Origin of the sequence: Acinetobacter sp. Z1, assembly GCF_024296945.1 — a bacterium.
Taxonomy (GTDB): Bacteria; Pseudomonadota; Gammaproteobacteria; order Pseudomonadales; family Moraxellaceae; genus Acinetobacter; species Acinetobacter beijerinckii.
On sequence record NZ_CP101115.1, the window covers coordinates 1,056,022 to 1,069,141 of the forward strand.

Consider the following 13,120-nt stretch of genomic DNA (forward strand, 5'->3'; position numbering starts at 1 on the left):
ATGCACTTTAATGAAAGCCTTTTTAGCACGCGCAGTAATGTTGGTTCTCGGTGTTATTCTACTGATTCAGTTATGGATTTTTAGTAGTTTAGTATGGTGGAGAACTCATCCTGTTGAAACAACAATGTTTATGCGATTAGATTATTTGACAGATTTTAATCCAATTAAACAACAGTGGCGTGATTATGATGATATTAGCAATAATTTTAAGCATGCGATTTTAGCAGGTGAAGATGCAAAATTTATTCATCATCATGGTTTTGATTGGGCTGGTATTCAACATGCATTAGAGCGTAATAATGAAAAAGGTGAGGTGGTCGCTGGAGGTTCAACCATTTCTCAACAGCTCGCAAAAAACTTATTTTTATATAATCAGCGTTCATTTATTCGTAAAGGACAAGAGGCTGTTGCAACTTGGATGATGGAGCGAATGTGGTCAAAACGCCGAATCTTAGAAGTGTATATGAACTCTGTTGAGTTCGGTAAAAATATCTATGGTGTAGAGGCCGCAGCACAATTCTATTATGGAAAAAGTGCAAAAAGTTTAACGCGTGAACAAGCTGCCTTTTTAGCTGCGCTTTTACCTAACCCTAAATATTATCAAGACAATCGTAATGACCGTAAATTGCAATATCGCAAACGTGTGATTTTAAAATATATGAATGGCACTCAAATTCCTGAATAAGTCATTTAATTTAAAAAAAGCCCAAAATTATTGGGCTTTTTTACCAAATTGACATAATTTTGCAGCATACTAAATCCATAACTTGATAAATGATAATGCAACAAGGTTCGGTATGAATACTGCAGTGACGACAACAGCGCCAATAGAATATAGTTACAATGATCGATATATAAATCGTGAGCTTTCAATTCTCGATTTTCATCTTCGTGTACTTGAGCAGGCAGTCGATCCACTCCATCCACTTTTAGAGCGGATGAACTTTTTACTTATTTTTTCGCGCAATTTAGATGAGTTTTTTGAAATTCGTGTTGCGGGGATGATGGAGCAACTGACATTAGGTAATGAAAGTCGCACACCTGATGGTTTGACGCCTAAACAAGTTTTAGATCAAATATCAAAAACAGCACATGCTGCATTAGAACGTCAGTATCGTATTTTAAATGAAGAAATTTTACCTAAGCTTCGTGAAGAAGATATTTGCTTCTTACGTCGAGGTGAATTGAGTCCTGCACAATCTGCATGGATTAAAAAATATTTCCAAGAGCAAGTTGCACCCGTTTTAACACCAATTAGTCTAGATCCAGCTCATCCATTCCCACGCTTAGTCAATAAAAGCTTAAACTTTATTGTGACGCTGGAAGGGAAAGATGCATTTGGTCGTCAAATTGATTTAGCAGTCGTACCTGCACCACGCTCTTTACCACGCGTAGTCCGTTTACCTGATGAATTAACCGATGGCAAAGAGCATCATGTGATGTTGTCTGCTATTATTCATGAGCATGTCTCTGATTTATTTCCAGGAATGACAGCGACTGGCTGTTATCAATTCCGTGTCACACGGAATGCCGATTTAGCTTTAAATGAAGATGTAGAAGACTTAGCCAAAGCTTTGAAAGGTGAGTTGAGTTCACGTCGCTTTGGTCGTGCTGTGCGTTTAGAAGTGACGCATAATTGTCCAAAACATATTTATGAATATTTGCTTGATGAATTCCATTTAGATGAAGAACAACTGTATCGTGTCGATGGGCCGGTCAATTTAGCGCGTTTACTTTCAAATTTTAAACGTCCTCATTTACGTTATGATTCGCATACACCTGTTCTACCAAAAGTATTTAAAAAGACAGAAAGTATTTTTGCTGCGATGCAGAAGCAAGATATTCTATTGCACCATCCTTTTGAATCATTTGCACCAGTGATTCAATTGCTCCGTGAAGCTGCTCGTGATCCGCAAGTACTTGCGATTAAGCAAACCTTATATCGTAGTGGCGCTGACTCTGAGATTGTACAAGTTCTAGCTGAAGCCGCACGCAATGGTAAAGAAGTTACCGCTGTGATTGAGTTACGTGCACGTTTTGATGAAGAGTCAAACATTGAAGTTGCCAATGTACTGCAAGAAGCAGGTGCGGTGGTTGTATACGGGATTGTCGGATATAAAACACATGCCAAAATGATTTTGGTGGTGCGCCGTGAAAACAACAAACTGATTCGTTATGTTCATTTAGGTACGGGTAATTACCATGCGAATAATGCACGTATTTATACCGACTATGGTTTGATGACAACAGATAAAGATATTTGTGAAGATGTACATCGTATTTTTCAGGAATTAACAGGAATGGGGAAAATGGCGAAGCCGAAAAAGCTTCTTCATGCTCCATTCACTTTGCATGCCCAACTCATTAATTTTATTGATGATGAAATTGCGAATGCCAAAGAGGGTAAGCCTGCTCAGATTATTGTAAAAGTAAATGCATTAACAGAAGTTCAGCTGATCAATAAACTTTACGAAGCTTCTCAAGCTGGTGTACAAATTGATTTGATTATTCGTTCGATCTGTTGTTTACGCCCAGGTTTACCGAACCTTTCAGAAAATATTCGTGTGCGTTCTATCGTCGGGCGTTTCTTAGAACATACGCGTGTTTATTATTTCAGTAATAATGGTAATCCTCGAATCTATTGTTCTAGTGCGGATTGGATGGATCGTAATCTATTCAATCGAGTAGAAGCATGTTTCCCAATTGAAGAACCAGCATTAAAAAAACGTATTTATCAGCTTGGTCTATTGAATTACCTTAAAGACAATCAACAAGCTTGGTTATTACAAGGTGATGGCGTTTGGGAACGTGCAAAACCAGCAGAGGGTGAAGCTCCGCATAATGCACAGCATACGTTGCTTGAAGCAATTAAATAAGAAAAGAAACCGACCTATTTAGGTCGGTTTCTTTTTAATAGATTTTAAATATTTTTCATTTCTAAAACTAACTGATTAATTAAATCAGCTGCTTCTAATTCTCGAATTTGGGCAACATTACTGCCTGCCCAAAATGCCCCGTAACTGAAGTCATTATTTTGGCTAGCAACAGCCATCAACTGTTTGGCTAAATCATATGTGTAAGGGTATGCAGGTGGAGTAGGACGATTTGGTGAATCAATTTCGGTATGCCAGCTTCCTAATAATCCCCGAGCAGGACGACCTGAAAGACTGGTACTAATTTGAGTAATTTTCTGGCTAAATAATGCTTTACGATAAGCTGTATTTGCACTTGAGCTTTTACATTGAACAAATGCTGTACCCAATTGTACGGCAGCGGCACCACGTTCCAACATAAGATTTGCCTGCTCACCATTCATAATTCCACCTGCCGCAACCACAGGAATTGTGCAATATGCTGAAATCAGTTGTACTAAATCACTGGTTTTAATAGCTGCATCAAATGTTTGATTAAAGATACCTCGATGTCCACCAGCTTCAATACCTTGCGCAATGATGATATCAATACCCGCTGCTTCAATTAATTGAGCCTCAATGAGATTCGTCGCAGAAACCATGGTAATGATTCCAGCATTTTTTAATGCTTGGATTTGATGAGGATGGGGAATCCCAAAATGAAAGCTGACCGCTTTAGGGCTTGTTTCTAGTACAACATTTAGAAAATCGTCATTATCTAAAAAGCTGGGGTAGATACATTTAAGTTCAGTAGGCGGTTCAGCGCCAAATTTATTAAATTGAGGGCGTAAATATTCAATCCATTTTTGCGAGTTTTCCAAAGTTATAGTCTGCGATTGATGACAGAAAAAATTAACTTGAAATGGTTTTTCTGTAAGTTCTTTGGTTTTCAAAATTTGACTTTTTGCAGTTTCTGGACTATTCGCGCCCAATCCTAAAGCACCGAAAGCACCGTGGTTAGAAACTTCTGCTGCTAATTCAGGAGTGGAGACACCTGCCATTGGCGATGCAAAAATTGGGTGTTTTATTTCTAATAATTCTTGAATAGACATCATTGTATGCTCATTTCATTTTTAATCACATTAACGTATAAATAAAAAAACCTGCAAATAATAATCGCTATTTAATCTATGAATAGTCACGTATTTATTTTGCAATTACTTATTAGATGGGGGTGACATGAAACAGTGAGCCCACCCAACTTGAAAAAGCCATCGCTAAAATTCCCCAAAGTGTGATGCGTAGACTACCTTTGAGCATAGATGTTTTTGCAAAATAACTAGACAATGCTCCTAATAAAGCCAGTGAAATGATCCCTGTAATGAGCACTGAGCGAGCAATCCATGTGTTAGGGCTCAGTAATATTGCGAGCATTGGGAGTGCTGCACCGCATGAAAATGAGGCTGCTGATGACAATGCCGCTTGAACAGAATTTGCTGCGGTATTTTCATGTATCCCAATTTCATCTCTAGCATGCGCACCAAGTGCGTCGTGTTGAGTAAGTTGTTTTGCGACTTCATGAGCTAACTCTGGTGTTAATCCTCTAGAAATATAAATCTCTGTAAGTTCTTTAAGCTCGGCTTGAGGATTTTTCTCTAGTTCTCTTGCTTCAAATCTTAAATCTGATTTTTCAATGTCTTCTTGAGATTTAACCGAGATATATTCTCCTGCTGCCATTGAAGTTGCGCCAGAAATCAAACCTGCAATACACGTAATAAGTAAAGTTTGAGAGCTTGCACCACTCGCTGCCATACCCATAATTAAGCTAGTTACTGAAATGATGCCGTCATTTGCACCTAATACAGATGCACGTAACCAGCCTGAACGTTGAATAACATGGGGCTCTGGGTGATAAGAAAAAGACATAATATTGAGCTCTTATGGAAGTGTGCTATGTATTTATTGTGATGATTTTCTGAGATTTTACTTCGGCTTAATCAATCATTCATCAACTTAACTCAATTACAAAATAACGTATTTTAACGATTGTGGAGAAAGTATTTAGTTATAATATGTGAAATATTTAACATTTTAACTCTTTGTTTAATCTACTATTCGCTATAAAAATAGCTGAAATTAATGGTTGAGATATAAAATGCAAAAATCGAAAAAAAAGCCAATAAACCAATCATTATTCGTGATCTGTCTCATTTTATTTTCGCAACCAGCTTTGAGTGTTGAAGCTAATTTTGTCAAAGAGGGTGATGCTGAATATAAGCCTGGCAATCAAATTTATGATCTTTGGGATAAATTTTATAAGATTGAATCAAGCCAACCTGAGACCGCTGAAAAAACTTTAATAGAATTGAGCCAAATAACGCCATTAGATGTAAAAGTTTGGAAAAGTTTAACCTATTTACAAATCCGTTTAAATAAACCTGATCAAGCACTGAATAGTGTTAGGCGTGCATCACAGCTTGCACCAAATGATGATCAACTAAAATTGCAGCAAGCTTATTTATTGAATCAACTCAAAAAAGATAAAGAAGCATTGGTGCTTTTTAAAGATTTAACAACCTCTCCTAATTCGGATATTGCTGAAAAGGCGCAACAAGCTGTGCAAAACCTGAGAGGTTCAACCGTTCCATCTACGTTTAAAGATGTTTATTTTGCGCCGTCTTATGAGTCGCGTTATGACGATTTTATCTTTCCCTTAAAAATGCGTTATGGCAAAAACCTTGATAGTGGTCGAGCACAAGTCTATGGATTTCTAAATCTCAATCGTGACACTAAATCAAAAGGTGGCGTTCGTCCTGAGATTATTGACGAAAATTCAGTAACATTAGGGGTTGGTGCTAATTATCAACCGTGGCAATCAGTACCTGTGCGTACTTATTTAGAAGTGGGTGGAAGTTATGACCTGATCGACCGAAATCGTGATAAATTTCGAGAAAGTATTGTTGGTGGTGTGACGGGTTATCAAGAATGGTATGCCAATCCAAATACAGATCAGCGCACAGTTTGGAATGATTATTTTACTGATTTTTATGGAAATGTAGCGACTTATTCTAGAGAAGATTATAACGTGATTGCAGATTTAAGGTTACGATCAGGTTTTAATATTTATCGAGGTGAGACAGGTACAGTACAAGCTTATGGAAAACTACATGCTTTAGCTGATTCCAAAAGTGAAAACTATAACAATCTATATGAATATGGTGCTGGAGTAGCGTGGCAACCCTTTAATTATGTTCCAGTAAAACTTAGAGTAGAGCATTTGTATGGACACTATTTTAAAGATGCTTTGGCTGATGGAACTGAAGACTATAATAATACGCGAACTGAACTTGTATTTTATAAGGACTTTTAATAATGAAAAAAATGATTTCTATTGTTTTTGGAACACGACCAGAATTAATTAAATTAGCACCAGTTATTTTGTTAGCCCGTCAGGATGATCGTTTTGATGTAGAGGTTATTTTCACTGGACAGCATGAAGAGTTGGTTCGTGATGCGATTGAATTCTTCCAAATAAAAATAGATCATCAATTAAAAATGATGAAAGCAGGTCAGAGCTTAAATAAATTATTAATACAAGGTTTAGAACAGTTAGAAAATATTTTTAATGATGGTCAGCAACGCGATGCAATAATTATTCAAGGTGATACAACCACTGTACTTGCTGCAGGTCTAGTTGCATTTTCTATGAAAATCCCTGTTGCACATGTGGAAGCTGGTTTACGTTCTTTTGATTTAGATCATCCATTTCCAGAAGAGGGTAATCGTCAACTTGTTTCTCGAATTACTCATTGGCATTTTGCACCTACGGCTCAATCAAGACAGAATTTGCTGCAAGAGCATATTTCTGATGATGCTATTACCGTAACAGGCAATACTGTGGTGGACGCAGTTTATTTAGGGCATGATTTGATTCTTCAGCAAGCGACTCAACAGAATTATTTAAAACTGCATGGATTAACATTTCCAGCACATGCCCGAGTTATACTCATCACTGCACATCGCCGAGAGAATTTTGGCGAGGGAATTCGAAATATCTGTCACGCAGTACAATATTTGGTAGCAAAATTTCCTGACGTTCATTTTGTTTGGCCGGTACATTTAAATCCTGCTGTTCATGATGTAGTTCATAGCCAATTTGCTCAGGATGCCCAGGTGCATTTAGTTAAACCACTTGATTATCCGAGCTTATTGGCTGTGATTGATCGAGCTACATTCATTTTAACTGATTCTGGTGGATTACAAGAAGAAAGTCCTTCTTTCAATAAACCTGTTTTAATTCTTCGCGATACAACTGAGCGACCTGAAGTCGTTCAAGTTGGTGCTGGAATTTTAGTCGGTACAGATCGAGAAAAAATTATTGCTGAATCTGAGAAATTATTATCTGATTTGCAGCATTATAATCTTATGGCGAATGCTGAAAATCCATTTGGTGATGGTAAGGCTTCGTTGAGAATTCTAGACAAAATTTTTGAAGATTAATTAAGTAACTTTCGTTGTATGGTGTGAGCTGTAGTGTAATTTGTACCACAATGCAACGCTATAAACCGTCCAACGATTCATATAATGAGGACCATCAAAAATATAAACTTTTTGACCCTCATAAGTTTTTAGTTGTTCGATAATTTCCCACGGATAAGCAGATCGAAATTTTCCATTCTTCATTGGACGAAATGCTTCCAGAACAATAATGATTTGATCTTTTCCAAAATCTTTCTGTAAGTCTTCTAATATAATTCTTGCTTGTTGAGGTGATCGAGTTCCGACGCCTACACCATCTTGAAAAAATACACCTGTATGTTTTGGTAGCCAACTTTTTAACCAAGAATCCAAATATTGTGGTGATGGTTCAGCGCTGTAAATACTTATCCAAACGGGTTTTGATAAGCTCGTGATGGCTTTAGCAAGTTCATGTACACAGATCCATGTAGGATCAGCTTCTACAGGAAAATAATATCCTTTCAAAGGAATGGTTTTTGTATCTTCAATAATTTTATTTGAATGTTTTGCTAACTCAAGTACATTAGCTCGGGCAATAGTTTCATTATATTCACCAGCTAAACCAAGAATAATATTTTGTGCCCATGGTTCTTGATTAAGCTTTTTAATATTTATATTTTTTTCCCATTTTGAAAAATGGGAATCATGGTCAAACCAAGATTTAGATTCAACCACAGACCACTGTGGCAGAAAAGTATCCACACCCAATAAGTCCCAATTTCCTCTAGGTGCAGTTGTGGCTAAGTCTGGTTGCCAAAATATACCTTCAATTTGAGGAGGCTGTATGTCATCTGCTTGAACGTCATGCATACAACCACCTAATAAGATTAAAGAGCAAGTAAAAATTATAATAAATGCTTTTTTAGTTAGCCTTTTTTTTATCATTTGGTCTTTTGCGCCAATACCAAAGCAGAATTGCTAAAATCATAATAGCAGAGATAATTATGATCAGTACAAAGAAAGAAGATTGTTGAACTAAAGGTGCCTTTTGATTTCCAACAATAATCTTTTGTAAAGTAAAGACTTGCCCATTTTCAGTAACTAAAATTTTACTCGCATTATTGGGAATGTTTTGTTGAATTTTCTCCCAAATTTTACTGAAATTTTGTGCACCTTCGACCGAGTCGGTAATAATATCAAAGCGTTGATCTTGAAAATTGATTAAAAATCCGCGATCAGCAGCTGGTGCATAAATAATATTGGGGTGCATTAAAACTTGTTGTTTATAAATACTCGGATTGACTTGAACATTTAAGACTTCAGGTTTCTTTTGATCATATTTAACAACATTTAATGGCACAGGAGCATTCGTCATTAACATTTTCTTAGTAGTTTGACTAATTGCAATAGCCATATCTAAGCTGCCAGCATGACTATCGATGGCAATTGTTGGATGCGTCGCAAAACTCATCGGTAGAGATGCAACCCCATTTTTTAATTTGTGAGGTAATTTTACTGTCGATTTTTGCGTATCAATCCAGAGTGAGCCTTTTGCTGTGGGTAGACATTGAGAGTTTACGATGACAGAGTTTTCTAGCTTCATGCTAAAAGTAGTACTGTCCGAAATGGTTTTAGCAAAGTAGTTAAATTGTCTATTGACTGGATCGGAAGCTAAGTCAGCAGTCTTGAGGCTTCCTGCTAAACCGCCGTCAATCCACGTTGTAATATTAGAGCCTTCTAATAAACCACTTTGGACTCGAAGTGCAATTTGTCCCTGTAAAATATCTGTGGGTTGCCATACTGCAGGAAAATTTAAAAATAGATTTTTCTCCGCTTGATTAAGGCGGAAATCACTAATACCTAAATCGGCAAGTGTTTTGATCTGCTTTAATTCAGCCCATTTAGGTTCCGCCAATTTATTGGGTAGGTATGTTGCTGAAGTATCAAGCTGTTGCAAATAATCTGAATTTAATAATCCGTTTATCGCTGATACTAATTTTTCAGGATGATCATATTCTATAGTTAAGGTTGGAATATCATTTTGAGCACTAATCTGTACTAAAGTTCCATTTGGCATTGGCTTAGCAGATTTAACAATTTCGATGTAAAAATTTGCAGGCTGATCAGCAGGGGCAGTTTTTTCGTACCATTTTATAGGCGTTGCTGCACTCCAAGCGCTAATCAAGCGACCAAGCATAGAGGCTTCAATTAATTGAGAAGAATTAAACTTTAAAACGCCAACAAATTTGGAAGGACGTACAATTTGTGGATTAAATAATGCATCAGGCAAATCTTTAAGTTTATAAACAGGTCTATAACGTAAATACTTAATTTTTGAGTTGGTCAGATAGGTTACTTGATCAACATCTTCGCTACAGAAGGTGGTTCGATCTGCTGCAGGAGAGGTTGGAGGAGAATAATGTTGTAAAATAAAATCTAGTCGATGGAAGCCACTTTGGCTTGGGGGAATATTGAAGCTTAAATCACCAGCGCCATTGAGTGTAGTGTTATAAATTAATTTGTCGTCATATTTTACGAGCAATGTTGTGAAATGCTCCGTAGAATAGTCGGTACTAAATTGAATACTTTGCCATTCTGACCCTTTACCAATATAAAAAAAGTGTGGTTCAATCGTATATTTATTTGACGTGTTTATATTGTCAAAAGTCCAAGTATTCCATGTATCCGCTGAGGAAAATACTGGCAAAGAGAGGGTCGCTGTTACTAAAAGAGCCCGAAGAATCTGTGGTTTCAATAGATTTTTTTTCATTTATTTTCTCTCTTTGCTACGTTCAGTTTTATACCACTGTAAAGAATTACCTTGAATTTTATTTTTCAGCATATCGTAAGCAGCTTTAAAAACGATAAACAAAAATATTTGAGAATACGTTATGTAAGATAAGACTGAAAAGAAATATAGTTGAGGTTTAGCTCTTTCCAACGAAAGGGTAAACCACATTTGTGCGACATATAAACAGAAAGACAAGCCCCATAACAGGGTAAAAGGACCTGCTAAGGTGATACCTGCAATACCTAATAAACCTAATGAGAGTGTAATGTGACTCCAAATTAAGGCTGGAACAAACAGCACATAACACATAATGTTATTAAATATTTCAATACCGATTGGAAAAGGTTTTCTAAGAGCAATCGGTAAATATTTACTGGTTACATAGAAGTTCCCTTGAGTCCAACGAGAACGCTGCTTAATAAAAACACTTAATGATGGTGGGTCTTGTTGCCAACCTACAGCATAAGGAACCCATTTAATCCGTCTTTGACCCAAGAAAATTCTAAAGCTCATTTCAGTATCATCAACCAATGACTTTTCATCAAAGCCACCTAACGTTTCTAAAGCATCACGCCATATAATATAATTTGTACCCATTAACGTTGAAAGCTCAAAGCGCTGCCAACGACCACCTTGGAATATCCATTGAAAAAAAATAAATTCAATTGCGATAAAACGAGTCAGGATACTGTCGCGCCAATTACGTGTGCGCACTTTACCATTCACCGCAACTAATTTTTTATCAGCGAGTAATGTTTGTGCTAAAAGACGAACACAATCAGGTTCAGGCGTACTATCTGCATCATAAACCACAATTAACTCGCCATTTGCATGAGGAAGGCCGTTATTTAGTGTGCGAGATTTTCCTTTACCTCCCATACCTTTAGGAACATTCACAATTTTAATGCACGGGTAAATAGCTGCCATTCTTTCAGCTATTTCCAAAGTATCGTCTTTAGAGCCATCATTAATGAGTAGTACTTCATATGCATGCTCAGGATAATCTTGTTGAGCGATGGCATGCAAAGTATCTTCAATCACAACACCTTCGTTATACGCTGGGATCAGTACACTCAAAATTGGCCATTGTTCAGGTATGGGTAAATTTTCTAATTCACGAGCAGCATTTTTTGAATATTTCCAAGCTTGGAAACTTAACCACGCCCAAAAAGCTTGAGGAATCCAAATCCCTAAAAATCCAAATAAGAAAAGAACATCAATTGCAGGCATTTATTCTTCTCCTACGGATAATTGAGATGATTAAAATGAGTAATAAAATTCCTCCAAAGAGTAAAGAAATCCAAGAAATAGAGCTGCCAAAAGTACTGAGTAGACTTGGGTAATGAGCGGAAAAAATATAATCTAATGGAATGACTACGATACTTAGTACGATGAAGACATAACCCAAAAGATTTGTTTCAATTCCTTCTGTGGTACTCCGATAATTCGTATTATGTATCTTCCATGAAATACCTAAATTTGGATATTGAATATTATTAACTGACATATTCAGAGGCGGATTTAAAATAATTTGATAACCGCTGCTTTGTGTTGGGTCGATTGTGGTGTTATAAAAAAATTGTTGTTTATATTGAATTATTCTTGCAGGAACATTTAGATCATTTGAGTTTTTTGATTGAATGAAGTAATTACCAGCAGGTTGAGAAATAATATTTTGATCCCATCCAGTCTCAATCATTGCCCCAAGAGGTCTAAGACCTATCGCTGTAGAAAAGGTGGCTTTCGCTGCAAAATACTTTGGCGTTTTCATTTGATATAAGGCAATTGGTATAGCACCCTCATTGACTGCTTTTTTTATTTTAAAATATTCAATAAAACTAAAATAATCATTTGGTAAAATAACCCCGGGGTTAATACCATGCCTAACAATATTTTTATAGCTTTCTGAGTCTAATTGATCTGAGGTAAATATGGGCCACCATGTTGGATTTTTAGGAAATAAATCATAAATCGTTTGGGTTGGTTGAACCTCATAGGATGATTCTTCCTTTGTATATTCAATTTTGCAATGATAATAATCCTGATAAAAACTTCGGAGTGTTGGATCAGGAAAGTTAGATGTTGCAATTAAGACACCACATATATTGATGATCACTGACATTTAAAAATCTCCTATTTGGGGAGTTAAATATTCAGTTCGATCTACAATTTGAAGTTTGAGTACTGTTAATGATTTGAGTTTTTCAATAAATTCAGGTTCAGCAAACCCTTCTGTTAATTGATCTTGATGAATGACGATACTTTTAATTTGACTCAGTTCTTCATTAATAAAATGATAAATAACATTGTTATGATCATTTGATAATATTGACATAATTTTATTTTGTGTTTCTTTCCAAATATCTTCTCCTAACATTTCACGAATTAAAGTAGTGTTGATAATGCTTATGTTATAAATTTTATAATGATCTTTTTGTGTGAGTTTTAACAGTTTTTTAAGTTCAACTTGGAAATGTTTAAGAGCAGTAACAGGTAGAATATCATGTTGATAATTTCGATCGTAACTTTGAATTGCACGAAAGCTTCTTAGAGCATTTTGAATATTGTGACGAATTGCACTCATAAAAATAGGTGCTATTGGAATCACAAATAATAGTAGAAGTTGTCTTTCAATATACGTTTGATTGGCTAGATCAAGTGAAAAATAAATTGCCATACTTATGAAAGCAATTAATCCTAAAACAAGGGCAAGGCCAACATTTAAAAAAGCACCAACAATTAATAAGATAACTAAAAAAACCCAACTTCCTCGATAGGTTGCTGGTAACCATTCATATGCAACGACTCCCATAAACAACTGAGAAGAAACAATCCATAAGATGAGTGCGGGTGCTGGGTTATTTTGCATAATAATTTTAATTTTTTTAGCTTGTTTTAGAATAAAACTAACATCGATAACTCGCTTTTTCGATATGTTTTATGTTTCTATTTTTTTTAAATAATTGTGAAAAAAGTAACATATTACAGACATCGCTGAATGTAATATGTTACGTGATGG

At 36.0% G+C, this 13,120-nt stretch carries 11 protein-coding genes; 4 read left to right on the forward strand and 7 right to left on the reverse strand.

From position 1 onward, the window contains the following. Positions 1–10: 10 nt before the first annotated feature. Together mtgA and ppk1 are read left to right on the forward strand one after the other, a co-directional pair. Positions 11–685 (forward strand): monofunctional biosynthetic peptidoglycan transglycosylase, encoded by a 675-nt coding sequence (gene mtgA, locus NGC85_RS04890; protein WP_005055138.1) that lies wholly within the window; start codon positions 11–13, stop codon positions 683–685. A gap of 112 nt (positions 686–797) precedes the next feature. After that, on the forward strand, positions 798–2,876 hold the full coding sequence (gene ppk1 / locus NGC85_RS04895) for a polyphosphate kinase 1 (RefSeq protein WP_254805029.1): 2,079 nt from the start codon (positions 798–800) through the stop codon (positions 2,874–2,876). A 44-nt stretch (positions 2,877–2,920) separates the two neighbouring features. Here the strand turns inward: ppk1 and NGC85_RS04900 are convergent, their stop codons facing one another. Then, positions 2,921–3,964 (reverse strand): nitronate monooxygenase family protein, encoded by a 1,044-nt coding sequence (locus NGC85_RS04900; RefSeq protein ID WP_254805550.1) that lies wholly within the window; start codon positions 3,962–3,964, stop codon positions 2,921–2,923. 112 nt (positions 3,965–4,076) lie between these two features. Continuing rightward, entirely contained in the window at positions 4,077–4,778 is a 702-nt protein-coding gene (locus tag NGC85_RS04905) for a VIT family protein (RefSeq protein ID WP_254805030.1), read from the reverse strand. Positions 4,779–5,007: 229 nt separating this feature from the next. On the opposite strand from NGC85_RS04905, the gene NGC85_RS04910 reads away from it, so the two are divergent. After that, positions 5,008–6,222: a M48 family metallopeptidase gene (locus NGC85_RS04910; protein ID WP_254805031.1), complete on the forward strand. Its 1,215-nt coding sequence runs from the start codon at positions 5,008–5,010 to the stop codon at positions 6,220–6,222. A 2-nt stretch (positions 6,223–6,224) separates the two neighbouring features. Continuing rightward, on the forward strand, positions 6,225–7,352 hold the full coding sequence (wecB, locus tag NGC85_RS04915) for a non-hydrolyzing UDP-N-acetylglucosamine 2-epimerase (protein ID WP_254805032.1): 1,128 nt from the start codon (positions 6,225–6,227) through the stop codon (positions 7,350–7,352). Here wecB and NGC85_RS04920 read toward each other — a convergent pair whose 3' ends face one another. The 5 genes from NGC85_RS04920 to NGC85_RS04940 are packed head-to-tail and all read right to left on the reverse strand — an operon-like array spanning position 7,353 to position 12,970. Further along, on the reverse strand, positions 7,353–8,255 hold the full coding sequence (locus NGC85_RS04920) for a hypothetical protein (protein ID WP_254805033.1): 903 nt from the start codon (positions 8,253–8,255) through the stop codon (positions 7,353–7,355). Beyond that, positions 8,233–10,080, reverse strand: a complete 1,848-nt coding sequence (locus NGC85_RS04925; RefSeq protein WP_254805034.1) for a hypothetical protein — start codon at positions 10,078–10,080, stop codon at positions 8,233–8,235. Before NGC85_RS04925 ends, NGC85_RS04920 begins: the two co-directional genes overlap by 23 nt. Continuing rightward, positions 10,081–11,331, reverse strand: a complete 1,251-nt coding sequence (locus tag NGC85_RS04930) for a glycosyltransferase family 2 protein (RefSeq protein ID WP_254805035.1) — start codon at positions 11,329–11,331, stop codon at positions 10,081–10,083. It abuts the gene before it with no gap. Next, the gene (locus NGC85_RS04935) at positions 11,318–12,223 is read right to left on the reverse strand and encodes a hypothetical protein (protein ID WP_254805036.1); all 906 of its coding nucleotides are present in this window, start codon (positions 12,221–12,223) and stop codon (positions 11,318–11,320) included. The genes NGC85_RS04930 and NGC85_RS04935 overlap by 14 nt, the downstream gene beginning before the upstream one ends. Beyond that, complete coding sequence (locus NGC85_RS04940) at positions 12,224–12,970, reverse strand: hypothetical protein (protein ID WP_254805037.1); 747 nt, start codon at positions 12,968–12,970, stop codon at positions 12,224–12,226. It lies immediately after the preceding gene. Between the last annotated feature and the right edge of the window lie 150 nt (positions 12,971–13,120).